This window comes from Brevibacterium sp. NPDC056726 (genome assembly GCF_042790515.1).
Taxonomy (GTDB): Bacteria; Actinomycetota; Actinomycetes; order Actinomycetales; family Brevibacteriaceae; genus Brevibacterium; species Brevibacterium sanguinis.
In genome coordinates this window covers 546,470-571,922 of sequence record NZ_JBHTYZ010000002.1, presented here as the reverse complement: position 1 = coordinate 571,922, position 25,453 = coordinate 546,470, and the positions used below count along the sequence as shown (strand labels likewise).

At 68.8% G+C, this 25,453-nt stretch carries 24 protein-coding genes and 1 tRNA gene; 8 read left to right on the top strand and 17 right to left on the bottom strand.

Features of this window, described 5'->3' with window-relative positions:
* The 4 genes from bioD to bioB are packed head-to-tail and all read right to left on the bottom strand — an operon-like array spanning position 1 to position 4,355.
* The gene (bioD, locus tag ACFQ91_RS06100) at positions 1 to 735 is read right to left on the bottom strand and encodes a dethiobiotin synthase (protein ID WP_344249658.1); all 735 of its coding nucleotides are present in this window, start codon (positions 733 to 735) and stop codon (positions 1 to 3) included.
* Between the two features lie 2 nt (positions 736 to 737).
* Complete coding sequence (locus ACFQ91_RS06095; RefSeq protein WP_344249660.1) at positions 738 to 1,871, bottom strand: 8-amino-7-oxononanoate synthase; 1,134 nt, start codon at positions 1,869 to 1,871, stop codon at positions 738 to 740.
* Positions 1,868 to 3,190: an adenosylmethionine--8-amino-7-oxononanoate transaminase gene (locus ACFQ91_RS06090; protein WP_344249662.1), complete on the bottom strand. Its 1,323-nt coding sequence runs from the start codon at positions 3,188 to 3,190 to the stop codon at positions 1,868 to 1,870. Before ACFQ91_RS06090 ends, ACFQ91_RS06095 begins: the two co-directional genes overlap by 4 nt.
* Positions 3,183 to 4,355, bottom strand: a complete 1,173-nt coding sequence (bioB, locus tag ACFQ91_RS06085) for a biotin synthase BioB (protein ID WP_344249664.1) — start codon at positions 4,353 to 4,355, stop codon at positions 3,183 to 3,185. The genes ACFQ91_RS06090 and bioB overlap by 8 nt, the downstream gene beginning before the upstream one ends.
* A 216-nt stretch (positions 4,356 to 4,571) precedes the next feature.
* Here bioB and ACFQ91_RS06080 point away from each other — a divergent pair, with 216 nt between their 5' ends.
* The 3 genes from ACFQ91_RS06080 to ACFQ91_RS06070 all read left to right on the top strand — a co-directional run bounded on the left by ACFQ91_RS06080 (position 4,572) and on the right by ACFQ91_RS06070 (position 7,655).
* Positions 4,572 to 5,105 carry a YdeI/OmpD-associated family protein gene (locus tag ACFQ91_RS06080; protein ID WP_344249666.1) on the top strand — a complete coding sequence of 178 codons (534 nt, stop codon included), beginning with the start codon at positions 4,572 to 4,574 and terminating at the stop codon, positions 5,103 to 5,105.
* 164 nt (positions 5,106 to 5,269) lie between these two features.
* Positions 5,270 to 7,420, top strand: coding sequence for an RNA polymerase recycling motor ATPase HelR (helR, locus tag ACFQ91_RS06075; protein WP_344249668.1), 2,151 nt, complete (start codon positions 5,270 to 5,272; stop codon positions 7,418 to 7,420).
* Positions 7,421 to 7,508: 88 nt separating this feature from the next.
* Entirely contained in the window at positions 7,509 to 7,655 is a 147-nt protein-coding gene (locus tag ACFQ91_RS06070) for a hypothetical protein (protein WP_344249670.1), read from the top strand.
* Here ACFQ91_RS06070 and ACFQ91_RS06065 read toward each other — a convergent pair.
* The 3 genes from ACFQ91_RS06065 to ACFQ91_RS06055 all read right to left on the bottom strand — a co-directional run bounded on the left by ACFQ91_RS06065 (position 7,652) and on the right by ACFQ91_RS06055 (position 10,126).
* Positions 7,652 to 8,827, bottom strand: coding sequence for an MFS transporter (locus tag ACFQ91_RS06065; protein ID WP_344249672.1), 1,176 nt, complete (start codon positions 8,825 to 8,827; stop codon positions 7,652 to 7,654). The two genes, ACFQ91_RS06070 and ACFQ91_RS06065, sit on opposite strands and share 4 nt — an antisense overlap.
* Positions 8,828 to 8,909: 82 nt before the next feature.
* Positions 8,910 to 9,311: a hypothetical protein gene (locus tag ACFQ91_RS06060; RefSeq protein WP_344249674.1), complete on the bottom strand. Its 402-nt coding sequence runs from the start codon at positions 9,309 to 9,311 to the stop codon at positions 8,910 to 8,912.
* Between the two features lie 149 nt (positions 9,312 to 9,460).
* On the bottom strand, positions 9,461 to 10,126 hold the full coding sequence (locus tag ACFQ91_RS06055; RefSeq protein ID WP_344249677.1) for a TetR/AcrR family transcriptional regulator: 666 nt from the start codon (positions 10,124 to 10,126) through the stop codon (positions 9,461 to 9,463).
* Between the two features lie 198 nt (positions 10,127 to 10,324).
* Here ACFQ91_RS06055 and ACFQ91_RS06050 point away from each other — a divergent pair, with 198 nt between their 5' ends.
* From ACFQ91_RS06050 to ACFQ91_RS06040, 3 genes are all read left to right on the top strand, one after another.
* Positions 10,325 to 11,941 (top strand): bifunctional 3-(3-hydroxy-phenyl)propionate/3-hydroxycinnamic acid hydroxylase, encoded by a 1,617-nt coding sequence (locus ACFQ91_RS06050; RefSeq protein ID WP_344249679.1) that lies wholly within the window; start codon positions 10,325 to 10,327, stop codon positions 11,939 to 11,941.
* Positions 11,938 to 12,852, top strand: coding sequence for a dioxygenase (locus ACFQ91_RS06045; RefSeq protein WP_344249681.1), 915 nt, complete (start codon positions 11,938 to 11,940; stop codon positions 12,850 to 12,852). The genes ACFQ91_RS06050 and ACFQ91_RS06045 overlap by 4 nt, the downstream gene beginning before the upstream one ends.
* A gap of 122 nt (positions 12,853 to 12,974) precedes the next feature.
* Entirely contained in the window at positions 12,975 to 13,619 is a 645-nt protein-coding gene (locus ACFQ91_RS06040) for a DUF998 domain-containing protein (protein WP_344249683.1), read from the top strand.
* A gap of 220 nt (positions 13,620 to 13,839) precedes the next feature.
* Here ACFQ91_RS06040 and ACFQ91_RS06035 read toward each other — a convergent pair.
* A tRNA-Ala gene (locus ACFQ91_RS06035) sits at positions 13,840 to 13,912 on the bottom strand.
* A gap of 115 nt (positions 13,913 to 14,027) precedes the next feature.
* Here ACFQ91_RS06035 and ACFQ91_RS06030 point away from each other — a divergent pair.
* The gene (locus tag ACFQ91_RS06030) at positions 14,028 to 15,236 is read left to right on the top strand and encodes an FAD-dependent oxidoreductase (RefSeq protein WP_344249685.1); all 1,209 of its coding nucleotides are present in this window, start codon (positions 14,028 to 14,030) and stop codon (positions 15,234 to 15,236) included.
* Positions 15,237 to 15,243: 7 nt separating this feature from the next.
* Positions 15,244 to 15,966 carry an alpha-ketoglutarate-dependent dioxygenase AlkB gene (locus ACFQ91_RS06025; protein ID WP_198498650.1) on the top strand — a complete coding sequence of 241 codons (723 nt, stop codon included), beginning with the start codon at positions 15,244 to 15,246 and terminating at the stop codon, positions 15,964 to 15,966.
* Between the two features lie 6 nt (positions 15,967 to 15,972).
* On the opposite strand, the gene efeB is transcribed toward ACFQ91_RS06025, so the two are convergent.
* The 9 genes from efeB to ACFQ91_RS05980 all read right to left on the bottom strand — a co-directional run bounded on the left by efeB (position 15,973) and on the right by ACFQ91_RS05980 (position 25,415).
* Positions 15,973 to 17,223, bottom strand: a complete 1,251-nt coding sequence (efeB, locus tag ACFQ91_RS06020) for an iron uptake transporter deferrochelatase/peroxidase subunit (RefSeq protein ID WP_198498649.1) — start codon at positions 17,221 to 17,223, stop codon at positions 15,973 to 15,975.
* Entirely contained in the window at positions 17,223 to 18,374 is a 1,152-nt protein-coding gene (efeO, locus tag ACFQ91_RS06015; protein ID WP_198498648.1) for an iron uptake system protein EfeO, read from the bottom strand. Before efeO ends, efeB begins: the two co-directional genes overlap by 1 nt.
* Positions 18,375 to 18,485: 111 nt before the next feature.
* On the bottom strand, positions 18,486 to 19,346 hold the full coding sequence (gene efeU / locus ACFQ91_RS06010) for an iron uptake transporter permease EfeU (protein WP_198498647.1): 861 nt from the start codon (positions 19,344 to 19,346) through the stop codon (positions 18,486 to 18,488).
* A gap of 107 nt (positions 19,347 to 19,453) precedes the next feature.
* On the bottom strand, positions 19,454 to 19,828 hold the full coding sequence (locus tag ACFQ91_RS06005; RefSeq protein WP_198498646.1) for a monovalent cation/H(+) antiporter subunit G: 375 nt from the start codon (positions 19,826 to 19,828) through the stop codon (positions 19,454 to 19,456).
* Positions 19,828 to 20,088, bottom strand: a complete 261-nt coding sequence (locus ACFQ91_RS06000) for a monovalent cation/H+ antiporter complex subunit F (RefSeq protein WP_198498645.1) — start codon at positions 20,086 to 20,088, stop codon at positions 19,828 to 19,830. The genes ACFQ91_RS06005 and ACFQ91_RS06000 overlap by 1 nt, the downstream gene beginning before the upstream one ends.
* Complete coding sequence (locus tag ACFQ91_RS05995; protein WP_232623578.1) at positions 20,085 to 20,528, bottom strand: Na+/H+ antiporter subunit E; 444 nt, start codon at positions 20,526 to 20,528, stop codon at positions 20,085 to 20,087. Before ACFQ91_RS05995 ends, ACFQ91_RS06000 begins: the two co-directional genes overlap by 4 nt.
* The gene (locus ACFQ91_RS05990) at positions 20,525 to 22,042 is read right to left on the bottom strand and encodes a monovalent cation/H+ antiporter subunit D family protein (protein WP_198498644.1); all 1,518 of its coding nucleotides are present in this window, start codon (positions 22,040 to 22,042) and stop codon (positions 20,525 to 20,527) included. The genes ACFQ91_RS05995 and ACFQ91_RS05990 overlap by 4 nt, the downstream gene beginning before the upstream one ends.
* Positions 22,039 to 22,371, bottom strand: coding sequence for a sodium:proton antiporter (locus tag ACFQ91_RS05985; RefSeq protein WP_198498643.1), 333 nt, complete (start codon positions 22,369 to 22,371; stop codon positions 22,039 to 22,041). The genes ACFQ91_RS05990 and ACFQ91_RS05985 overlap by 4 nt, the downstream gene beginning before the upstream one ends.
* Entirely contained in the window at positions 22,368 to 25,415 is a 3,048-nt protein-coding gene (locus ACFQ91_RS05980) for a DUF4040 family protein (protein ID WP_198498642.1), read from the bottom strand. The genes ACFQ91_RS05985 and ACFQ91_RS05980 overlap by 4 nt, the downstream gene beginning before the upstream one ends.
* Positions 25,416 to 25,453: the final 38 nt, after the last annotated feature.

Below are 25,453 nucleotides of genomic sequence, written 5' to 3'. Positions count from 1 at the left end.
TCAGGCGAGGCTCGTCCAGCTGCCTGCCGCGGCGCGGAAGGCGGCTGGGCGCAGCTGTCCGGCGCCGGCGGGGACGGCGCCGAGCACCGGAGCGCTGTCGCCGAGGCGGCGACGGTTGTCGACGGCGACCGGAGCGGGATCGGTGGGCCACGAGCCGAGGACGATTCCGCCGATGGGAAGCCCGCGGGCCCGCAGGGCCTCACAGGTCAGTGCCGTGTGGTTGAGGGTTCCGAGGCCCGCCCGGCTGACGATGACGAATTCGACCCGGACCGCGGGATCGAGCTCGATGAGCGCGGAAGCGATGTCGGCCAGCGTGTGACCGTCGCCGAAGTCGACGAGGAGACCCCCGGCCCCCTCGACGATGACCGCGGCGGGGTCGGCCGTATCCCGACCGCACGCGAGGATCGCCTCGGCGTGGTCACGGGGCGTCGGCAGCGAGACTCCGGCCGCAACGGCGGCGGCCGCCGGTGCCATCGGCAGTCTCAGGCTCACCCCGGTCGACCAGGGGACGCCGGCGAGCGTCCCGGCGATCTCGGCGTCACCGCGGGTGACGAAGTCGGTGTAGAGGGCTTCGAGGTCGCCGCGGTGCGGGTCGTCGGCGGCGATGAGACCGGTCTGCACCGGTTTGCGGAGGTGCACCGCGACAGAGCGCTGCCGCAGTCGGACGGCGAGCGCCGCTGACACGATGGTCTTGCCGACCCCCGTGTCGGTCCCGGTGATGACGATGCAGCGCATCCTCAGCCCATCTCCGCGACGACGGCGCCGATCGCCTCGGCGGCGGTGTCGACGTCGGCCGCGGTGAGGTCGCCGCGACAGGTGATGCGCAGGCGGGAGATGCCGTCGGGAACCGAGGGCGGACGAAAGCACCCCACGGTCAGGCCCCGCTCCCGGAGTGCGTCACGCGCGGCGACGGCCGCCCGGGCCGAGGGCATCGGCACAGACGCCACGGCCCCGGCCGGCTCCTCGATTCCGAGAGCCGTCGTCAGAGCTCGCCGGTTGGCGGCCAGTTGCGCCACCGGTGCCTCACCGGCGGCGATGAGCTGGATTGCGGCGGTGGCCGCGGCCGCTGCGGCCGGGGCGAGTCCGGTGTCGAAGATGAAGGTCCGGGCGGTGTTGACCAGGGCGTCCCGGACCGCGGCGGGTCCGAGGACCGCTCCGCCTTGGGCTCCCAGGGACTTGGACAGGGTCGCCGTGACGACGACGCGGTCACGGTGGTCGACCAGTGCCGCGGCCGCGCCCGCTCCCCCGCCGACGACGCCGATGCCGTGGGCTTCGTCGATGACGAGCAGGGCATCGAAGCGTGCGCAGAGCTCGAGGAGACGCGCAAGGTCCGGGGCATCGCCGAGGACCGAGTAGACGGACTCGACGACGACGATCGCCTCGGGCTGGGTGCGCTGCCGCAGGGCCTCCTCGACGGCGGTGGCGTCCCCGTGCGGGGTGCGCACGACCTCGGCCTTCGAGAGACGGCAGGCGTCGATGAGCGAGGCGTGGTTGTGGGCGTCGGAGACGATGAGACAGTCGGGTCCGGTCAGCGCGGTGAGCACCGCGAGGTTCGCGGCGTAGCCCGAGGAGAAGACGAGCGCCGTGTCCCGCCCGGTGAGCGCGGACAGCGCCGCTTCGGCCTCATGGTGGGCCGGGGTGGTGCCCGTGACGAGTCGTGAGGCCCGCGCGGATGTGCCCCAGCGTGCGATCGCCTCGCATCCGGCGGCGATGACGCTCGGATGGTTCGCGAGTCCGAGATAGTCGTTCGAGGCGAGATCGAGACCGTGCGGCCCGGCATCGACGCGGTCGAGCCCGGCCTCGGCACGGGCTCGCGCCTCGGCGCCGAGGCGGTCGAGGATCCGGTTCGCCTCACGCACGGGCGCGGTCACGGGCAGCCCTCCGCGGCGGCGAGCATCGCCGCACAGATCCCGGCGACGTCCTCGGTCGTCGCGATGTACGGCGGCATCGTGTAGATGTGCGTGCGGAAGGGGCGCAGCCAGACACCGTGGTCCGCGGCGATGCGGGTGACGGTGCCGACGTCGACGGGGCGATGCATCTCGAGGACGCCGATCCCACCGACGACGCGGACGTCGGCGACCCCGGGCAGCGCCGCGGCCGGTGCCAGTCCCGCAGTGAGGCCCTCCCCGATCCGGGTGACGGCTGTCGCCCACGCAGGCGTGCCGTCGGGGGTGGCAGCGAAGAGCAGATCGAGGGACGCCCGCGCCGCAGCGCAGGCCAGGGGGTTGGCCATGAATGTCGGCCCGTGCATGAGGGCACGGTGAGGTGATCCGGCGATCACCTCGGCGAGATCGCTCGCACAGAGCACCGCGGCCAGGGTCATGTACCCGCCGGTCAGCGCCTTGCCGAGGCAGAGGATGTCGGGAACGATGCCGGCCTGTTCGCAGGCGAACGCGGTTCCGGTGCGGCCGAAGCCGGTGGCGATCTCGTCGGCGATGAGCACGGCGTCGAGGTCGCGGGCACGGGCGGCGAGATGGCGGAGTGCGCGGACGTCGTACGGGCGCATCCCGCCCGCACCTTGGAAGAGGGGTTCGACGATGATGCCGGCGAGCTCGTCACCGTGGCGGTCGCAGAGCTCGTCGACGGCCGCACACCACGCGTCGATCTCGGCATCGGGGGCGCCCGGCAGCGGCGGCCGCGGGGCGAAGAGCTGTTCGGTGAGCACGGCCCGGAAGTCGGCGTGCATGCTCTCGACCGGGTCGCACACGCTCATCGCACCGGTGGTGTCGCCGTGATAGGCCCCGCGCAGGGCGAGGAAGCGTCCGCGGTCGCGGCCCTGGGCGCGCTGGTACTGGATGGCGGTCTTGAGTGCGACCTCGACCGAGACCGACCCGGAATCGGCGAGGAACACGTGGTCGAGGCCCGTCGGGGTCACGGCGACGAGGCGCTCGGCGAGGTCGACCGCCGGTTCGTGGGTGAGCCCGCCGAACATGACATGGGAGAACGACCGCAGCTGGGACTCGAGTGCCTGGTCGAGTGTGGGATTGCGGTACCCGTGGACGACCGACCACCAGGAACTCATCCCGTCGAGGGCGGTGATGCTGCGCCCGTCGCGTCCGACGAGGTCGACGCGGGGGCCGCGGGCACCGGCGACCGCGAAGTGCGAGCCATCGGCGAGGGCGCCGTAGGGATGCCAGAGCAGGCCGCGCTCGCGGTCGTGGAGACCGGCGACGGTCGTGGTCTCACGCATTGGGGGCCGCGGCCGTTCCCGCCCCGCGGCGGCGGATCGTGGGGACGACGATCCCGTCGGGCGCGGTGGAGGCCGCGGCCGTCTTCCCGCACGGCAGGCTCGAAGAGGCCGGGGAGGCCTCGGGAAGAAGAGCGGCGGTGCGGGCCGCCTTCGCCGCGCGCACCTGCTCCCGCAGTTCGGCTGCGCTGTCGGCGCCGACGATGGAGAAGCCGCCGTCGACGATCATATCGAGATCCGCCTCGGCGTCCTGGCCCTCGCTCGTGAGGTAGTCGCCGAGGAACAGGGAGTTGGCGACGTGGAGGGCGAGCGGCTGGAGAGTGCGCAGGTGCATCTCGCGACCGCCGGCGATGCGCAGCTCGCTGTCCGGGCACATCAACCGCACTGCGCAGAGGATGCGCAGGCAGTGCTGGGGAGTGAGTTCGTGGGTTCCCGCCAGCGGGGTGCCCTCGAACGGGATGAGGAAGTTGACGGGGATGGAGTCGGCGTTGAGGCGACGCAGTTCGAGGATCGTCTCGACGATCTGCTCCGGGGTCTCCCCCATGCCGACGATGAGCCCGGAGCACGGGGAGAGTCCCGCATCGCGGGCCTGCTCGACGGTGTCGACGCGGTCGGCGAAGGTGTGCGTCGAGCAGATCTCGGCATAGTTGGACTCGGCGGTGTTGAGGTTGTGGTTGTAGGCGTCGACCCCGGCCGATCGGAGGCGCTCGGCCTGACCGCCTTTGAGGAACCCGAGGCACGCGCAGACCTCGACGTCGGGGTTGTGGGCTTTGATGTCCTCGGTCATCGACGCCACCCGTTCGACGTCCCGGTTGGAGGGGCCGCGGCCGCTGGCGACGAGGCACACCCGGGAGGCACCGCCGGCGAGACCGAACTCCGCTTGCCGGCGCGCTTCGTCACCGGGCAGCCATGAGTACTTGAGGATCTCCGATTCCGACCCCAGGCGCTGGGAGCAGTAGCCGCAGTCCTCCGGGCACAGTCCCGATTTGAGGTTGACGAGATAGTTGACCTTGACCGCGTCGCCGAAGTGCAGGCGGCGGACCCGCGCGGCGGCCGCGACGACGTCGAGGAGGTCGTCATCGGAGGACTGCAGAATGGCCAGAGCCTCGTCGAGGGTGGCCGGCGAACCGGAGCAGGCGCGATCGGCGATGGTGGTGAAAGACGGCATGGCCACGATCATTGAACACTGTTCAGGAAAAGTCAATCCTCCTCGCGGCTCCGCCTGTCGCCTCCCCCGGCCCCGGTCGCAGAGGATGATGGGCGCAGAGGGTGATGAGCGCACCGGTCAGGAATCGAGAAGCCTGCTCAGCTGCCCGCGAGTATCCTGGGACAAGAGCAGTTGAGGGGATCCGGACGGCCGGATCCCGGGCCCGTGAGGAGAGACATGGCAGCGACGCAGACCGCACCGATCGAGTTCGCCGGAGAGGTGTCGACGCTCGGTGATCGCACGATCATCCGGCTGAGTCCCGACGCGAGTGCGGAACTTCCCTCACGAGGTCAGGTCGCCGCCGAGGCGGTCGTCGGCGACGCGCGGTTCGCGACGGTTGTCGAGCCCGATGGGATGCGCGGTCACTGGCTCAATCTCGATGAGGTTGCGGGCCTCGCGGACGGCGCGACGGTGTCCGTGACGCTGACGCCGACGAAGGACTGGCCCGAGGTGAGCGTGCCGGAGGATCTCGCCTCGGCACTCGCGGATGCCGGCGATCTCGATGACACGTGGGCGAGCCTGACCCCGATGGCCCGGTGGGAGTGGGTGCGCTGGATCAAGGCGACGAAGAACCCCGCGACGCGAGCCAAGCGCGTCGGCGTGGCCATCGACAAGCTCGAGAACGGCAAGCGCCGACCGTGCTGCTTCGACCTGTCCTCCTGCACGGATCCGGAGCTGTCGAAGAGCGGGAAGCTCATCGACTTCCGCTGACACCCTCCCGGTCGAGCACTCCGACTCGTCGTCATGAGCGGCTGACGAGCGGCCGGCATCTCCTCGCATTTTCAGGATATCAGCGCACAGGGGGCTTGCCGCAAGGCCCCGGACAGGGTGAACAATGGGTGCCTCACCTCGCCGTTCACCCTCCAGGAGCCTCCTTGCGAACCAGCGCCTTCGCCCTGCCCGCTCGTCTTTCCGCCAAAGCCCGACCGCACCTCATCGCCGCCGACGACGCGCTGTTCTCCCGCGTCTCCCAAGCCCAGGAGACCGAGTCCGACCGGCTGACCACCCGCCTCGCCGAGCTGCGAGCGACACCCGCGGCCTCCGGTGAGGCGGCCGTCGAACGCGACGCCCTCGTCCGCGATGCCTCCGCGCAGCTGAGCCTGCTCGGCCGCTTCGACCTCGACCTGTGCCTCGGTCGGATGGTGACCACGACCGGTGAGACGATCCACATCGGCCGGATGGGCATCCGCGACGAGCATGGCGACCCACTGCTCGTCGATTGGCGCACTGCTGCGGCCGAACCGTACTTCGCCGCCACCCTCGCCTCCCCCTTCGGTCTCACGAGCAGGAGGCGATATCGCTGGCGGGACGGCGTGGTCATCGACTACTGGGATGAGCAGCTGAGTCCCGACGGCGGTGCCGATGCCGCTGTGCTCGACGACCAGTCAGCCTTCCTCGCTGCACTCTCCGCAGTGCGCTCGCCGCAGATGCCCGATGTCCTCGGCACCATCCAGGCCGACCAGGATGCGGTCATCCGCACGTCTGCTCGTCGACCGCTCGTCGTCGACGGCGGGCCGGGCACGGGCAAGACCGTCGTTGCGCTGCACCGGGCCGCCTACCTGCTCCATTCCGCACCGCAGGTGAGATCCGGAGGCGGGCTGCTCTTCATCGGCCCGACCGCATCGTATCTGCGCTACGTCGACGACGTCCTCCCCCGCCTCGGCGAGGATGCGGTGCAGATGTGCACGCTGAGCGACCTCGTGCCGGAGACTGCCACGGCTCCCGAGTCTGCGGACTCCGCCCGGATCAAAGGCGCGCTCGATCCCGCCGAGGTGGTCGACCGGGCCGTCTCGCTCTTCGAGCAGCCGCCGACCGACGACCTGAGCGTCCCGACTCCGGCCGGCGAGATTCCGGTCGGACTGGGGATGTGGGCCGAAGCGTTCCGGGCCGGGATCGGGACGACGCCGCACAACGACGCCCGTGATGAGGTGTGGGACGAACTCGTCGACATCATCGTCGACCATGCCCGGGACCTCGATGAGGACATCGACGAGGGGTTGACTCGGCGCATGGTCCGCTGCGATCCGGCGCTTCGGGCGGCACTGACCGCCGCATGGCCCGTGCTCGATCCGCTCGACGTCGTCGGCGACCTGTGGACCGTGCCGGCCTACCTGGGCATGTGCGCACCGGGGCTGGCGCCGACGCAGATCGACGCGCTCATCCGCCGTGGGCCGCGGGACTGGACAGCATCGGATCTGCCGTTCCTCGATGCCGCCCGCCGTCGCATCGGCGACCCGGACGCTCTCCGTCGTCGACGCACCGACGAGCGCGAGTCCGCCGCCGAACGCGCGCGGATGAGCGACGTCATCGACGACCTCATCTCCGCCGACGACAGCGAGCTGCGGGAGATGACGATGCTCCGCGGTGCCGACCTGCAGACCGCTCTCGAGAATTCCGGTGGTCGAACGGTGCCGCAATCGGATCGGCTCGCCGGTCCGTTCGGTCACATCATCGTCGACGAAGCCCAGGAGCTCACCGATGCCCAGTGGCGGATGATCCTCGACCGGTGCCCCTCGAAGTCGGTGACGATCGTCGGCGACCGCGCTCAGGCGAGGGATGGGTTCGCCGAGACGTGGGAGGTACGGCTGTCGCGGGCGGGGCTGAGCGTCGAGACGGTGCATCTGAGCGTCAACTATCGCACCCCTGCCGAGGTGATGGCCGAAGCCGGTCCCGTCATCCGCGCCGCCCTCCCCGATGCGAATGTGCCCGACTCCGTGCGCACCGCCGGACACCCGGTGCGCCGTGAACGGACGGAGGCGCTCATCCCCGTCGTCGAAGCGTGGCTGAGCGCCCACGAACAGGGCACTGTCGGCATCATCCCGGCCGACCCCAGTGTCCTCCCCGTCTCGGATCGCTGGCGGCGATCCGAGCGGGTGAACGCGTTCACTCCACTCGAGGTCAAGGGTCTCGAGTTCGATCTCGTCGTCCTCGTCGACCCCGATCGGTTCGGCGACGGCATCACCGGTGCCGTCGACCGCTACGTCGCGATGACCCGATCAACCGCGGAGCTGGTTATCCTCTCCTGACGCCGCCCGAATTGAGGCCATCAGTCTGGCTCAGCACAATGACACCATTCGCGCAGGCCTCGAAGAGCGCGGCGATGCCGCACGGAGCGTGCTCGCACGCGCATTCGGGGGTGACGACGAAAGGGACGGTTCGCGTCACTACGCGATGCTCATCGGCGTAGCCGCCCAGTGGCTGCTCGACCCGGACTCGGCGCCGAGTGCTGAAGAGATCACCTCGCCGATTTCGGAGGACTAAGGCGCCGTGCCGGTCTCGTCGCCACGCGACGCGGGACGAAGAGCGAGGAGGATGCCGAGACTCCCGGCGAGCACCGCGCCGGTGACCGTCCACGGCAGGCCCACAGCAGAGGAGATCCCGCCGATGAGCAGCGGACCGATCAGACCCGCGGTGTAGCCGACCACACTGATGCGGGCGATCGAGGCCGCCGGATCGCCGAACCGGGAGGCCCGGCTCAGGGTGATCGGAAACACCGGACCGATCGCCAAGCCGATGACCACGATCGACCCCACGACGATCCCGGGCACCGCGCTGAGCATTCCGATCGTCATCGCCGTCGCGGCCGTCACTGCCCCGGCACAGAGGATCACCGTTTCGCCGAGGCGGTCGGCCAGCAGGTCGGTGACTGCCCGTGATCCGACCATGGCCACGGAGAACAGCGTGAGCGCCAACGCACCCTGCGTTGCGGTGGCGCCCAGGTCACGAGTGAGCAGGAGCGCCGACCAATCGGTGATGACGCCCTCGAGCAGCAGTCCGCAGATGGCCATGACGGCGATCGCCGCCGGGAGGTGCGAGGTGAAGCGAGGACCGTCGGGAGGGCGTGCGGTTTCGGGCACGCGCTCCCGCTCAGGCCCTCGTCCCTCAGCGCGCAGGAGACCGGGAGCAGCAGTTGCCGCGAGGACAACGAGCACGGCTGCCACGACCGCGAAATGCCCCGCGACGCTCGCACCGAGGGCGGTCGCGACGAGCGCACCGACACCGCCGGCCACGACCCCGAGACTGAATCCGGCGTGAAGCCGTCCGAGCACGCCCGAGCGCAGTCGATGCTCGATGCGCACCCCTGTGAGGTTCATCGTGATGTCGCACAGGCCCCCGGCGACACCCATGCCGAAGAGAGCCGCGAAGAGCGCAACGAGGTTCGGTGCCGCGGCGATCACCGGCAGGCCGAGGGAGAACGCCGTCGCAGAGAGGAGGCTGACGAGTTCGGGCGACACCCAACGGGTCAGGTGACCGGCACACAACATCGCCGGGATGGCTCCGGCGGCGAAGCCGAGCAGAGCGATGCCCAATGCCGCGTCACCCACGTCGAGTGCGGCTGCGACCTCGGGAATGCGCGGCGACCAGCTGGCCATGACTGAGCCGTTGATGAAGAAGATGAGCCAGAGGCTCACGAGGTGGTGGCGCTGAGACATGGTGACCCCTTGGGCCGCCCTCACGATGCCTGCTGACGTCTGCCCGGACGGGTCAGGCACACGGGCACTCGCTGCGTCCAGGCTACCAATGACCGCCGTTCGGCGCACCGACCGGAGGTCGGTCCTGCGCGCCCCTGTCGGTGGCGATCGCCCACGACATCTGCACGAGGGGAATCTGCAGCGGCAGGCGCGCGAGCGCGATTGCCCGCCCGCGGGGTGAGTGCCAGTACTTGACCACGGTGTAGATGTTGGCCGGGTAGACGGCGACCATGAGTGCCGCCGAGGCGGCCCCTCCGAGGCGTCGTGTGCCAGGGTTGGCGAGCAGGGCGGCGCAGCCGAGTTCGGCGACCCCGCTCGCATAGGTCCACGCCCGCCGATTGCCGAGGGCAGGCGGGACGATCGAGTCGAATGTCCGCGGTCGGATGAAATGCATGGCTCCGGCGAGTCCGAGCAGGCCGGTCATCAGTGCAGGTCTCAGTCTCATCGGACTCCTCTGGGTGAATATGTCAGCGTCACGGACAGGTCAGTCGTCAGGCTAGTCGATCTCCGCGTGACAGTGTTACCGATGAGTATTCGAAGGCCCGGCGCACTCGGATGGACCGATCCGACGTGCGTCCCCGGGGCCGCGTCCGGTCACTCAGGTGCGGCTGGACTCCTGATCCCGTCGGATGGGTCGAGCGGCGGCAGAGGCGGCAGCGGTCGCCGGGCAAGGTCGCGCGCCTCCTCACGCGAGATCCCCACCATCCGCAGCAGGTACTGCGTGTAGGTGGCGACGACTTCATCGGACCCCCCGCGCTCAAGTCGCAGACGCATCGCCGAGAGCAGCGCCCCGAAGGTCATCGCCCCGGCCAGGGCGACGTCGTCGATGTCGAAGCGACCGCTGTCGACGCCCTTCTGGATGTCCCGGTTGGCGCGCGGACCCAGCACGTCGAGCAGCCCCGCATGGGCGAGACCGAGCCGGACGAGCAGCCACCCCCACACCGGATCGGAGATCGCCGTCGTCGCCAGGTGCCGCAGAGACACCGCGTAGACCTCGGCGGCATCGTCGAAGTCCCCGGTCAGCGCATCAAGACGCTGGCCGAAGGTCTCGACGAGATCGAAGACGACCTCATCGGTGAGCTGTTCGACGGAGGTGAAGTAGTTGTAGAACGTCCCGACGGCGATATCGGCGCCGTTCGACACAGCCCGAATCGTCAGCGCCTCCGGTCCGCCGGTGGCGATGACGTCGCGCGCGGCATCGAGGATGCGACGACGGGTCGCCTCGGCCTTGCGGGCACGCCGGTCAGGAGATTCTGCCATGGACACGATTGTGCCTGCTCAGGCCACGCCTCGGCCAGCAGGCGCGCGAGGTCGGAGGAGATGGGAACGGACGACAGCCTCGGCGCGCGGGGAGAACTCCCAGGCGGAATCCGCGGACAAACCCTTGACGGCCTCTCACCCCCTCCCCATAATGAACATAAGTTCAACGATGAACAGATGTTCACATAGGAGTGAGACATGACCCCCGCATCCGCACCCACCGTCGAACACACCGCCGATGTCGTCATCAACGGCCTCGGTCCCGTCGGCCTCCTCGCCACGATCCTCCTCGGTCGCCAGGGCTACCGCGTTCACGCCCTTGACCGGTGGCACACGCAGTACGGACGCCCGCGTGCGGTGACGTTCGATCATGAGATCGCCCGCGTGCTCGCGATGATCGGGATCGACCCCGACAACGACCCGGCGATCGACTTCCACGACGACCACTACTACTGGCTCAACGGGGACGGCGAGATCCTCATGGAGATCGACTGGCTGGGCAAGGAGGACAACGGGTTCCGCAAGCGGTACTGGTTCAGCCAGCCCGAACTCGAGGACCGGCTGCGCGTCATCGCCCAGACCCTGCCGAATGTCACCCTCCATTTCGGACGCGACACCGTCGCCTTCGCCCAGGACGAGGACGGTGTCACCCTCGACTTCCGGGAGACGGTGCCCGGTCTGCGCACCGTCGACTACGCCGAGGGCGGGGAGTCCGGTCGGATCCGGGCGCGGTATGCGATCGGGGCGGATGGGGCGAATTCGTTCCTCCGGGAAGCGGTCGGGGCGGAGATGACGGATCTCGGCTTCCTCTTCCACTGGCTCATCGTCGACACGAAGCCCGAGGTCATGCCCTCGTACATGACGCACCACTTCCAGGTCTGCGATCCCGTGCGGCCGACCACGGTCGTGCCGGGCGGACCGGGCAGGCGCCGGTGGGAGTTCATGATGCTGCCCGACGACGATCTCCAGGAGATGCTCACCCCGGAGGCGGCATGGAAGCTCCTCGAGCCGTGGGACATCCGTCCCGACAACGCCTCGCTCGAGCGCCTGGCCCTCCCCCGGTTCGAGGCGAAGTACCTCGAGAAGTGGCATCACGGGCGGACGATGCTCGTCGGAGATGCCGCCCATCTCATGCCGCCGTTCGCCGGTGAGGGCATGTGCGCGGGGCTGCGTGACGTCGTCAATCTCGCATGGCGCCTCGATCTCGTGCTCCAGGGGCTCGCCGACGGGAACCTCCTCGACGCATGGTCCGACGAGAGGCGCGATCAGGCGAAATGGTACATCGAGTTCTCCGTCGACCTCGGCAAGATCATCTGCATCACCGATCCCGCCGAGGCGGCGGCCCGGGACGCGCGCATGCTCGCCGAACATGCCGAACAGTCGAAGGTCGGGCCGCTGCCGGCGCATGAGACGATCCTCGGCCCCGGCACCTGGGTCGCCGAGGACGGCACCGCGGGCAAGACGGGCATCCAGGGGCGTGTCGCCCACCGGGGGCGGACCGGACGGTTCGACGATGCCGTCGGCCACGGCTGGTTCCTCCTATCGACTCCCGAGGCGGCCGGAGACCTCGATCCGGGTCTGGCCGCCGACCACGAGAGAGTCGGGGGCCGGCAGCTGACGGTCGGGGGTCCCGACAGCGGTGCCGAGGTCATCGATCTCGACGGCACGTATGCGACGTGGATGGGTGAGCACGGTGCCCGCCACCTCCTCATGCGACCGGACTTCTACGTCGCCTTCGTCGCCGGTGATGCCGCCGAACTCAACACGCGCCTGGAGGCGATCCTCTCGGGGATGATCGTGCGGGCGGCAGCATGAGCGACATCTCCCCCGAGCAGTCGGCGCGCGAACAGGGACTCGTCGATGAGGTCATCGCGTCGTTCGCCGGCACCGACGACGCTCGCCTCAAAACTGTCATGGAGGCCCTCACCCGGCATCTGCACGCCTTCCTCCGGGAGGTGCGCCTCACCGAGGCGGAGTGGAACGCCGGCATCCGCTTCCTCACCGATGCCGGGCACATCACGACCGAGACGAGGCAGGAGTTCGTGCTCCTCTCGGACACGCTCGGGGCATCGATGCAGGTCGTGGGCATGAACAATCCCGAGCACGCGAATGCCACCGAGGCGACGGTCTTCGGGCCCTTCTTCGTCGACGATGCCCCGGAGATCGCCCGTGGAGAGGACATGGCGTTCGGGGCGCTCGGCGAACCCTGCCTCGTTGAAGGGTCGGTCACGGACACTGAGGGCAATCCGATCCCCGGGGCGCGCATCGAGGTGTGGGAGGCCGACGAGGACGGCTTCTACGACGTCCAGTACGACGACGAGAGAACGGCTGCCCGGGCGCATCTGTTCTCCGACGAATCCGGCACCTACCGGTTCTGGGGGCTGTTTCCCACGCCGTACCCGATTCCCGACGACGGACCCGTCGGAGCGATGCTCGCCGCGACCGGGCGCTCGCCGATGCGCGCGAGCCATTTGCACTTCATGGTCACGGCACCGGGATTCCGGACGCTCGTCACGCACATCTTCGTCCGCGGTGATGAGCAGCTGGAGATCGGTGACAGCGTCTTCGGCGTCAAGGAGTCGCTCATCATGGACTTCTCGCATCATGCGCCCGGCACCCCGACCCCCGACGGACATGACGTCGGTGGCAGAGGGTGGGCTGAGACGCGTTTCGACATCGTCCTCGCCCCCGGCGATGGGGAGGGCATGCGCGTCGCGGGGTCATGACTTTCCCGCCGGTCGCCTCGCATCACCTCTGATCGTCCTACGATGAACGCAGACCGCGTCTCCGGTTGCCGCATCCCCAGCGCGATCGGCGGCGATCGCGTTCGACGAGGAGGGCGAGGCACATGAGGCAGCGCTGGCGAATTGGGGCAGCTTTCTGGGTGGCCAGCGCGCTGCTGCTGCCCGTCCAGCTCATCGTGGCCCTGCAGTGGCCGGACGGGTACTCGGTGACGCGGAATGCGATCAGCGACCTCGGTGTCACGGTCTGCGGCCCGTTCACCGAGGGCGGGGACGTCCGCGAGGTCTGCTCACCGTGGCACGTCGGGTTCAATGCGGGCATGGTCGCCTCCGGTGTACTGACGGCCCTTGGTGCAGTGCTGCTGCACGGCTGCTGGAGGCGCCGGACTGGACGCGTGGCGACGATTCTCATGGCCGTCGTCGGAGTGTGTGTCGTCGCGGTGGGCTTCGCGCCGTGGGATCAACAGCCGGCCCTGCATGACGGCGCCGCGGCAGCTCAGGCTCTCGTCCAGTGGGCGGCGATGCTCCTGCTTGCCGTTGCCGTCGGTCGCAGTGTCTTCAGGTGGCTGACGATTGCCGCCGTCGCCGTCTCGATCCTCGGATTCGCAGCATTCCTCCTTGCCCTCGACGGCGCCGCGCTGCCGGGTCTGAGCTTCGGTATCGCCGAACGTCTCTCCTTCGACACGCTCACCGTCTGGACGGCAGCGGTCGGCGTCGCCGTGCTCCTCGGTAGTCGATCTGGTCATGGATAGGCAGACAGGGCTTGGCGTAGTCCACCGGCGTCACCTCCGGACAAAGAAAATCGGCCCGAGCCGTGAAGCGAGCGGGCCGATCATGATGAACCCAGTGTAGCTGGAGTCATGGTCGGGGACCGCGGGCGGGGGGGGAACCGCTGCGACGACACCGATGACTTCTGACTTCACCGGCTGGGAATGGGAAAGGCGCCGCGTTCACGCGGCGCCTCCGACAGGGTGGAGCTAAGGGGAATTGAACCCCTGACCTCTTCATTGCGAACGAAGCGCTCTACCAACTGAGCTATAGCCCCTGACACCGCACTACTCTAGACCCGAGCACCCAGGAAGCACAAAACCGGGAGTGGTTGACTCGGGATTCCGACAGTAGAGTCTGTGACAAGGACCCCGATACAGCAAGGAGCGAGCATGGCCCAGGAATTCGGAATCGTCGTCATCGGTGCGGGAATCGGCGGAGGTCAGGTGGTTGAGGCCCTGCGCAATGACGGCTTCGCCGGCACCATCGCCCTGGTGGGCACCGATCCCCTTCCGCCGTACTACCGTCCTGATCTGTCGAAGAAGGTCATGCTCGAGGACACCGACCCCGCGGACTCCGCACTGCGCGGCGCGGAGTGGTATCCGGCCCATGACGTCACGACGTTCTTCGGCGACACCGTGACGAAGCTCGACACCTCCGCCAACACGGTGACCCTGGCCTCCGGCGAGGAGCTCACCTACGCTCAGGCGATCCTCTCGACCGGTTCGACCCCGCGCACCCTCGAGGTTCCCGGTCAGGTGCTCGCCAACGTGCACACCCTGCGCACCGCCGGTGACGCCGTGGCCATCCGCTCGCAGTTCGGCGAGGGCAGAAAGGTCGTCATCATCGGCGGCGGCTGGATCGGCCTCGAGGTTGCCGCTGCCGCCCGCACCCACGGCTCCGATGTCACCGTCGTCCTTCGCGACGCTCCCCCGCTGAAGAACGTCCTCGGCGACGAGCTGGGACAGTACTTCGAGGATCTGCAGTCGAAGAACGGCGTGAAGTTCCTCGCCGACGCCGACACCACGGGCTTCGCGGGCGAGGACTCCGTCGATACCGTCCAGACGACGAAGGGCGACCTGCCCGCTGATCTCGTCGTCGTCGGCATCGGCGCGGACCCGACGATCGAACTCGCCGAGGCGGCCGGCCTCGACATCGACAACGGCGTTCCCGTCGACGAGAAGATGCGCTCGAGCGTACCGAGCGTGCTCGCCATCGGCGACATCGCCAACGCCTTCAACACCCGACTCGACTCCCGGATCCGCGTCGAACACTGGGACAACGCGGTGCGCCAGGCCGATGTCGCCGCCTCCACACTCACCGGCGGCAGCAAGGTCTACGACTGGGAACCGTACTTCTACACCGACCAGTTCGACCTCGGCATGGAGTACGTCGGCCACGGCTCGGGAGACGACGACGTCGTCATCCGCGGGGACAAGGACTCCGGCGAATTCATCGCGTTCTGGACCAAGGACGGCACCGTCACCGCTGCGATGAACGTCAACGTCTGGGATGTCAACGACGACCTGCGCACGATCGTCGGCACGCAGGTCGACGCCTCCCGCCTCGCCGACGAATCGGTTCCGCTCGCCGACCTCTGAGGCGTCCATGCCCGCCCTCTTCGCCGACGACGCCTTCGACCGCGGCCCCCGGGTCATCGCGCCCGGGGCCGTGTGGCTGCCCGGCTTCCTCGACGATGCCGGGCAGGCGTGGATCGTCCGCCAGTACGCCCAGTGGCGGACCGGCCCTGTCCCACCGCACTCGACGACGATCATGGGGCACCCGATGAGCGTGACGACGATCGGACTCGGGTGGCATTGGCGGCCTGGCCGCTACGACCGCGAAGCCGTCGACGTCAACCGGGAGCGCGTCCCGCCGTTCCCCGACTGGATGACACGGCTCGGGCGCCAGATCCTCACCGCCGCCGCCGAGGCGGTCGATGCCGACCCCGACCACCCCACCGGGGCGGCTGACGCCTGGGGGTTCGACCCCGCGCACTACTCCCCCGACGTCGCCCTCATCAACTACTACGACGAGGCGGCGAAGATGGGAATGCACCAGGACAAGGACGAACACGATCCGGCCTCGGTCGTCTCCCTCTCCCTCGGCGACACGTGCACCTTCCGATTCGGCAACACCGAGACGCGGAACCGGCCGTACGAGGACATCCGGCTCGCCTCAGGCGACGCCTTCGTCTTCGGCGGTCCCGCCCGGTTCGCCTACCACGGGGTGACGAAGATCCACCCGGACACCGCCCCGGACTCGGCGCGGCTGAGCGACCTCGGCGGCGGCAGGATCAACATCACGATGCGCACGACCGGCCGCGACTGAGCGCGCTCACCCGAAGAGCGTCTGCCCGATCCAACCGCCCCTGCTCACGCCCGGCGGGATCGCGAAGAGCCCCGACCCCGTGTGGAGCAGGTATTCGCTCAGCGCGTCCTGGGATGCGAGCCGGTTCTGCATCGGCACATAGTGACGGGCGGGATCGGCGACGAAGGCGATGAAGAACAGACCCGCGTCGAGGTTGCCGCGCGCATCCGCGCCATCGGCGTAGTTGTATCCGCGGCGCAGGAGCCGCACGCCGCCGTTCTGCTTCGGATGCGCGAGATGGACGTGTGAGGTCACCGGGATGATCGGCTGACTGCCGGCCCCGGCCATCGCGAAATCAGGGGTCGTGAACTCCTCGCCGCCGGACAGCGGCGCGCCGGTCATCTTCGTGCGGCCGAAGATCCGCTCCTGCCCGTCGAGGCTCTCCCGATCCCACGTCTCGATGTGCATGCGGATGCGCCGAGCGACGAGGAAGCTGCCGCCGTCGAGCCATGAGCCGTCCCGGACCCACACGTTCTCGTTGAGCGCGGTGTCCTCGTCGGAGCGGATGTTCGCCGTGCCGTCCTTGAAGCCGAAGAGGTTGCGCGGGGTCTCCTGGACCGGAGACGTCGACGCCGTACGCCCGAAGCCCAGCTGCATCCACTTCGTCGAGACGATGCCGAAGCCCATCCGGATGAGGTTGCGCACCGCGTGGACGGCGACCTGCGGATCGTCGGCACACGCTTGGATGCACAGGTCCCCGCCGACGCGCGCCTCGTCGAGCTGATCACCGGGAAAATGCGGCAGGTCGATGAGCCCGACTGGCAGCTTCTTCCCGATGCCGAAGCGATCCTTCCCCTCGGCATCGGTGAAGAGGCTGCGGCCGAACCCGATCGTCACCGTGAGGTGGCCGGCGCTCAGCCCCTGCGCCTCCCCCGTGTCCTCGGGCGGAGCGTACCGAGAGCCGTCGGCGACGCCGCCCTCGACGACGGGCAGCCCCTGACTGAGATTGGCCGCCGCGGCCGTCCACGTCTTGAGGAGCTCGATGAGCTCCTCACGGTCGTCGGTGAGGACGTTGATCGCGGCGAAGCACATGCGGTCCTGGGCCTCGGTGACGATCCCGGCCTGGTGCGTGCCGTAGAAGTCGACGACATCGGAATCGGCCCCGACCGCCTCGGCGAGCGGATCATGGGCGAAGTACCCGGCCGCAGCACCGGCCGCGACGGCACCCGCCCCGATGCCGAACATCGCCCTCCGCGACACACCCGGCCGGTCCGCCATCAGCCCACCACTTTGTCAGTGAGCTGGGAGAGCGGTTCGGAGAGCGCGTTGACGGAATCGGACAGGGCCTTGACCTCGTCCTCGCTCAGCTCGGTGTAGAGGACGAACCCGTCGCCCTTCCGGTGCTCGTCGAGGAGGGCCTGGAGGTCGGCGAAGCGCGTCTTGAGCGTCTCATCGAGCTCCTTGTCGCGGGTGGCCAGCAGCGGCTGGAGATTCTCGTACGCGACCCGGGCGCCGTCGACGTTGGCCTGGAAGTCCCACAGGTCGGTGTGCGACCAGGTCTCCTCCTCACCGGTGACCTTGCCGGTGGCCACCTCGTCGAGGAGCTCCTTGGCCCCGTTGGAGAGCTGGTCGGGGGTGAAGCTCATGTCCCGGGTCCGGTCGTAGAGGACCTGCGTGTCGGAGACGAGGAGGTCGGCGTACTTCGTCCGGTCACCCTCGCTCAGCGCCGTGTACCCGTCCTTCGGCGGCCACAGGTCCTTCTCGATGAGGTGCCAGCCGGTCCACTCCTGTCCCTCCTCGAGGTCGGCCTCACGCAGGTCGAGCTTGGGGTCGAGGTCGCCGAAGGATTCGGCGACGGGCTCGATGCGCTCCCAGTTCGTGCGCACCTGGGCGTAGAGGGTCCGCGCCTTGTCGTCGTCGCCGTCCTTGTACGCCTTCGCGAACTCCTCGGTGCCGGTGAGCAGCTGCTCCGTCTGATCCTTCACGTACGCCGCGTACTGCGTCGTCGCCTGCTCGGCGAGCTGCGAATCCTCGGCGCTCACGCTCTGCCCCCCGGTGCCCTTCGTCACTGTGAAGTCCCCGCGCAGCCCGTCACCGACCATGCCCGGTTTGCATGCCGTGAAGTACTTGCCCTCCGGGGCGGTGACCGTGAGGGTGCGCTCGAGTCCCGGCGCGATGTTCTCGACCTCGCCGATGATGCGCAGTCCGTCCTCGCCGAGGAGGTAGAACTCCGTGACCTTCGAACCGTCGTTCGTCACGGAGAACTTCAGGGTGCCCGCCGGGGCCTCCTGCGCGGCGACGTCGCACGAGTCGTCGGTGCTCGTCACCGCGATCGTGCCGTCGCCTGGGTCATTGGGTTCGCAGCCGGTGAGCACGAGCGCACCGCCGACGGCGAGGCCGATGGCGAGACGGGGCCAGAGAGTGGTCATATCGGTCCTTTGATCGTTGTCCTGCACAGAGGCGGAGGGAGGTCCGCCGAGGCGGTCGCCGGGGAATCGGCAGAGGTGGAGTCAGGGTGGGCCGCCGGTGGCAGCGGGGGTTCAGGCGGCGGCGACGCCGCGGGCGGCCGGTCGCGCTGCCGGAGTCGGGGAGGCGCGGAGGCTGCGGATGAAGAGCGCGCCGACGACAATGACGTAGAGCCACCACACGGTGAACTCGACCCACGTCGTCGCCGGTGAGAAGTTGAAGATGCCCTTGAGCAGGACCCCGTACCAGCTCGTCGGCGGAACGGCGGCGGAGACGTCGAAGGCGAGGGCATGGAGACCGGGGACGACTCCGGCCTCCTGGAGGTCGTGGAACCCGTAGGCGAGGACGCCGGCGGCGATGAGGATGAGGAACGCCCCCGAATAGCGGAAGAACGCCGAGAGGTTGAGTCTGAGCAGGCCCTTGGCGATGAGCCACGCGAGGACAACGGCGATGGCGATGCCGGCGATCGCGGCCGCCGTGAGGCCGAGCGCCGACGCGGTGCCGGTGGCGTTCGCGCGGGTGGCGGCCCAGAGGAAGAGCGCGGTCTCGAGCCCTTCCCGGCCGACGGAGAAGGCGCCGAGGATGACGAGCCCGATGACGGGACCGTCGAGGGCCTTGTCCGCCGCGGCCCGCAGCTCACCGCCGAGGCTCTTCGCCGTCCTGGCCATCCAGAAGATCATCCACGTGACGAAGCCGACGGCGATGATCGAGAGGGTCCCGCCGATGAACTCCTGGGCCTCGAACGTCAGCGTCGAGGGACCGAAGGTGAGCAGCGCCCCGAAGCCGAGGGACACGAGGATCGCCGCGGCGATCCCCCACCACATCGCCCTGACCTCACGGGTCCGGCCGATCTTGCCGAGGTAGCCGATGAGGATGCTCACGATGAGAGCGGCCTCGAGGCCTTCGCGCAGGCCGATGAGGAATGTCTGGAACATAGGCGGCTTTCTGGTCCTGGGGAGCGCCGCGGGGCACGGCTCGCTCAGCCTAGCATAAGGAAAGCCTTACTTAATCCTCAGAGCGCCGCGAAATCTCAAGCGCCGGCTCACGGAGCCGGATCCTCGATGCCCTCCGGCGGCTGGGCCAGACGGTTCGGCGAGGTCTTGCGGTAGATCGGCTGCCCCGACAGCACGCTCGCCCGCGACAGCGTGTTGCTCGCGACCGAGGAGACGATGATGAGACAGAGGATGGCGATGAGCGCGATGAACAGCGTCATCACCCTGAAGCCCTCGGTGTGGAGCGTGTGGATGTAGGCGGCGATGACGATGAGCGGCATGCCCAGGCCGGTGGCCGGGGAGAACACGTTGATCCGGGAGAGCGCGTCCTTGACCCGGAACATCGCCAGCGCCGAGGCGAGCATGAGCAGGGAGCCGGTGATGCCGAAGATTCCGACGAGAACGGTGGCGACGGTGTCCGACATCAGCGGTGCCCCCTCGTGAGGATCCGGGACAGGGCGATCGTCGCGAGGATGCCGACCATCGAGGCGAGGAAGATGACGTCGAGGACGATCGAGGAGGACACGCTGATCGCGATCATCGTCAGTATCCCGATCGCACAGAAGTAGATGAGATCGCTGACGACCGCGCGGGACCCCAGATCGCGGGCGGTGAGCACGCGGATGAGGCCGACGACGATCGCGGCGGCGAGAATGATCGCACAGATGGCGACGATGACGGTCATCGCCGTCTCCTCTCCTCTTCGGCGGACGGGTTGTGGGGGCCGGGATCGACCCAGGCGGCCTCCACCTCGGCGACATCCGAGGCCGAGGACTGCGGCGCCCGGCCGCGGGTCATCGCGAGCAGGCGCGATTCCATGTCGTAGAGACCGGCCAGCGCGTCCTCCTCGGAGTCCTCGAAGAGGCAGTGGACGAAGAAGACCGGCGGGGTCGTCGCGGTGCCCGCGGCGATCGCGGTGACGAGCGTGCCCGGGGTGATCGTGATCGACGAGGCGAAGAGGGTGACCTCGAGGTCGGTGCGGCAGCGCAGGGGCACCTCGACGATCATCGGGTGGGCGTAGGGCCTCCCGACGCGGAAGAGGTGGCCGACGACCGTCGCCGATCCCGTGATGATCGCCCAGAGGATGTAGAGGACGTAGGAGATGCCGTGGATGATGCGCATCATCGTCCGATCACCGCCTCGATGTATTCGGTGTGGTCGAGCAGTCCCGTTGCGGCCCGCCCGGTGATCTCGAGCAGGGGTTCGGGCCAGACGAAGATCGCCACGGACAGCGCGATCATGATCGTCGCCGGCACGAGCAGTCGACCGGGGATGCGCACGTCATCGGTGATCGCCACCGAGGCGGCGCGTCCGGTCTCCGCGGAATCGGGGCGGTACGACTGCATCGGGGCGCCCCAGAACGTGTTGCGCCACGTGTTCTGCAGGGCGAGCATGGAGATGAGCGAGCCGATGACGATCGCCGAGACGAGCCACCAGCCGGCGGCGTCCTCGACGGCAGTGGCCGCGGAGATCAGGCCGATCTTCCCCCACATGCCCGAGGTCGGGGGCAGGCCGATGAGGGAGAAGAGTCCGAGGACCATGAGCACTGCCGCCCACTTCTCGCGACTGGCCAGACCGGAGAGCTTCTTGAACGACCCCGTGCCGTACGTCTGCTCGATCGCGCCCATGACGAGGAGGAGACCGGCCATCGTGATCATGTGGTGGACCATGTAGAAGGCACCGGCGGCCAGCGCCTGGGCGGTGAGCAGGGCGACGCCGAGGAGGATGTGGCCGACACCGGAGGTCATCTGGAACGCGAGCACGTTGCGCACCCGGTTCTGCCCGAAGCCGGAGAGGGAGCCGACGATGATGCTGACGACGGCGATCGCGATTATGGCGTTGGCCCAGGCCGGGGGCTCACCGTAGACGGTCGTGCAGATGCGGTAGATCGCGTAGAGGGCGACCTTCGAGTGGAGACCGGCGAAGAGCGACATCATCCCCGCCGAGGTGTTCGGGTAGCTGCGGGCCAGCCAGCCGTGGAACGGAGCGCCGCCGGCCTTGACGAGCAGCGCGAAGAGGACGATCCCGAGCGCGAGCGCCCCCTGTCCCGTCGGGGTGCCGAGGGAGGCGAGGACGGCGAGGTTGACGGTGCCGAGGGCACCGTAGACGAAGCCGACGCCGATGAGCAGCAGGGTCGAGGTGAGCAGGTTGACCATGACGAACATCCGGCCCACGCCGAGGCGGCGCCACGTTCCCGTGACCGCGATGAGCGCGTAGGCAGGCAGCACCATGACCTCGATGAAGACGAAGAAGTTGAAGAGGTCGCCGGTGAGGATCGCCCCGTAGACGCCGGTGAGCATCATGAGGATGAGCGCCGGCACGAACCGGTACTGGTCCTCCCCCGTGCTCACGAGGAAGATGCAGCTGACCAGCGACGTCACCGACGTCAGCAGCAGCATGAGGGCGGTGAACGTGTCCGAGACGAATGGGATCGCCAGCCCCGGGATGTAGCCGCCGACGGAATGGGCGACGACGGGTTCCGTGCGGTGGAGGATGAGCAGTCCGATCGCCGCGGCCCCGACGAACGAGGGCACGACGAAGAGGAGGATGCGGTCGAAGGTGCGGGAGGTGATGAGCACGCTGAGCGCCGAGGCGAGCAGCGGGATCGCGACGAGGAGGAGCAGGAGGGAGGAGTTCACGATTCGCGGACCTCCCCGGTCTCCGGGGCCCGCTTCTGGTCGTCGTCGTGGCCGAGCACGGCGAGGGCGAGCATGAAGATCGTCACCGCAAGGGTGATGACGATGGCGGTGAGGACGAACGCCTGCGGCAGCGGGTCGGCGGCCATCGTCTGGTCACCGCGTTCGGCCAGCGGCTCGACGCGCCAGGCCCCGACTCCGGCGGACAGCAGAATGAAGTTCGCGGCATGCGAGACCAGGGTGAGGCCGAAGACGCCGCGGACCATCGACCGCTGCATCATGAGGTAGACGCCGCCGGCGGTGAGCACGCCGATCGTCAGGGCAAGGATCATCGCGGATCCCCCTCCTTCGTGGTCGGGGCTTCACCGCGGTCGAGCGGTGCATCACCGTCGAGGATGTGCGTCGTCGAGGCCTTCGCTTTCTCCTCCGAGCCGCGGCCGACGATCCTCTCTCCGCGGCCGGGCCGCTCGCCTCTGATCGACTCGAGCGGACCGCGCAGCTCACCGTAGAGGAGCTCATCGGCGCGTTCCCTGGTGAGTTCGACGTCACGGCGGATGATGCCGTCGGTGAGCACGTCGTCACCGGCCGGGGTCGCCGCGGAGTCGGAGACACCGAGGATGTTGAAGGAGAGGAGGATGAGGCCGAGGACGGCGAGGTAGACGCCGACGTCGAAGAGCATCGACGTCGTGAACCGCTGGCCGAGGATGTAGGTGTGCAGCGGCTCGAGGAACGAGCCGGCGAAGATCAGCCCGAGCAGGCCGGTGACCACGGCGATGCCGATGCCGAGGCCGATGAGGTAGAGCGGTGCCCGCGGGGGTCCGATGGCCCGGTCCTTGGCCGTCGACATGTAGAGGAGGCCGATGACGGCGGAGCCGACGAGTGCCGCGATGAAGCCGCCGCCGGGTTCGTTGTGTCCGCGCCAGAAGATCATCAGCGAGGCGATGATGAGCAGCGGCCCGAGCACCTTGATCGTCAGCTGCAGCGGGATGACGTTGGGCCACGCCTCGTGGACGCCGCGGTAGGCGCTCGTGCCCTTCGGGCGCACCGTCACCCACGCCCGCCTCGGCGGTTCCGGGATGTTCTCCGCCGGTGGGTCGATGTAGCGGTCCTTGACCGTCGACATCACCGCGACGATCGCGATGCCGGCCATGCCGAGCACGGTGAGCTCGCCGAGGGTGTCAAGGGCACGGAATTCGACGAGGATCGTGTTGACGATGTTGTGGCCGCCGCTGATCTCCGGGGCCTGCTCGATGTAGTAGAGGCCGAGGTCGGAGCGCTCACGGCGCCCGTTGAGCATGAGGGTGAGCACGGTGACGGCGATGCCGACGAGGATCGCGAAGATCGCCCGGGTCGACTGCAGGCGCTTCGAGTAGCGCCAGAACGAGCGCGGCAGCTTCTGGAGGACGAGCATGATGACGATGATCGTCATCGCCTCGACGAGCAGCTGGGTGAGGGTGACGTCGGGCGCGCCGAGGGCGAGGATCTGCACGGTGGCGAGGATGCCGATGGCCGAGAGCGCGACGACCGTGGTCAGACGCGAATGCGAGGTGCACACGACGAGGACGGCGACGGTGATGAGGACGAGGAGGATGATGTCGGCGGGCCGCCACAGGTTCGGCTGGAGCGGCGGCAGGCTCGGGTAGACCGCGGGCACGGAGAGGAACGTGATGAGCGCGAGCCCGCCGAGCGTCGTCGCGAGGTAGGGCGTCGAGTTCATCGGGCGCACGACGATGCCGAGGCCGCGGCCGAGGCGCTGGAGACCGTCGGCGATGCCGGCGATGACGTCGGCGCCGTCGAAGCTGAGCCGGGCGCGGTGGAAGAAGACGAAGACGCGGGAACGGTTGATGATGACGACGATGCCGATGGCGATGATGAGGCCCGAGGCGATGAGCTCGGGGGTGAACCCGTGCCAGAACTTCACGTGGACGGGTTCGATCTCGCCGGGGAGCGCCGCGGCGACCACCGCGGTGAGCGGGGTGTCGAAGAGGTAGAGGACGAGGCTGAGCGGCAGGGAGGCGACGATCGGCAGGGCCGCGGCGGCGAGCATAATCGGCGAGGAGTGCTCGAGTTCGGACTTCGTCACCGGTTTGCCGTCGATGAACGCCCCCCACACCGTCTTCGCGCAGTAGGCGAAGGTGAGCACCGAGGCGGCCACGGCGATGACGAAGAGCATCCACCCGGCGCCGCCGGATTCGACGAGGGCGGTGAACAGCGACTCCTTCGACACGAAGCCGAGCAGCGGCGGGATCCCGGCCATCGAGGCGCACCCGAGGATCATCACGACGAAGGCCGTCGGGGCCGGGCCCATGAGGCGCGGGATGCGGGTGAGTTCGCGGGTCCCGGCGAGGTGGTCGACGACGCCGACCATCATGAACAGACCGGACTTGAAGAGCGCGTGGGCGATGATGTGCAGGGCCGCCGCGGCGATCGCGGCCTCGGTGCCGACGCCGATGACGGCGGTGATGAGGCCGAGCTGGGACACCGTCGAGTACGCCATGAGCTTCTTGACGTCGTGCTGGTTGAGCGCGAACCAGCCGCCGATGCACGCGGTGATGAGTCCTGAGGCGATGAGGAGGACGTTCCAGGCCGGGGTGGCGTGGAAGGCCGGGGAGAACCGGAGCATGAGGAAGACGCCGGCTTTGACGACGGCCGCGGCGTGGAGGTACGCGGAGACGGGGGTGGCCGCGGCCATGGCGTCGGGCAGCCACGAGTGGAACGGGAACTGCGCGGACTTCGTCATGCCGGCGATCGCGACGAGGACGGCGACGAGCGTGGCGGCCGCCGGCTGCGCGGCCCACGCTCCGGAGAGCAGCGCCTCGTTGAGGTTCGTCGTGCCGGTCACCGCGATCGTCAGACCCACCGCGACGAGGAGCGTGAGGCCGCCGATGAAGGTGATGAGCAGGGTGCGCAGGGACGGCGCCTGGCCGGGCGATCCGGAGCGGGCGATGAGGAAGAACGACGCCAGCGACGTCAGTTCCCAGCAGATGAAGAGGACGATGAGGTTGTTGCTGAGCACGAGGGCGACCATCGAGAACGTGAAGATCACCATGAGCCAGTAGAAGCTCGTGTTGCGTCCCCGGGGCAGGTACCCGGTCGAATAGATGAAGACGACGGCACCGATGACGAGGGCGATGTACGTGAAGATCACGCCGATGCCGTCGGCGCGCAGGGCGATGTCGACGCCGAGGCTCGGCACCCACGAGACCGTCTCCTCCGGCGTCGACCCGGCCATCACCTCGGCGGCGGTGGGAGTGAAGAGGGCGGCGACGGCGAGGTAGGCGGCGGCCAGCGGCCATCCGGTGGCTCGACCCATGAGGCGGGTCAGGAGCGGGGTGAGGACGACGAGGGCGGCGAGTGCGATAATCGTTAGGATCATGACCGGAGCCTCAGGGCTTCGGACGCAGGTGCTGGTTC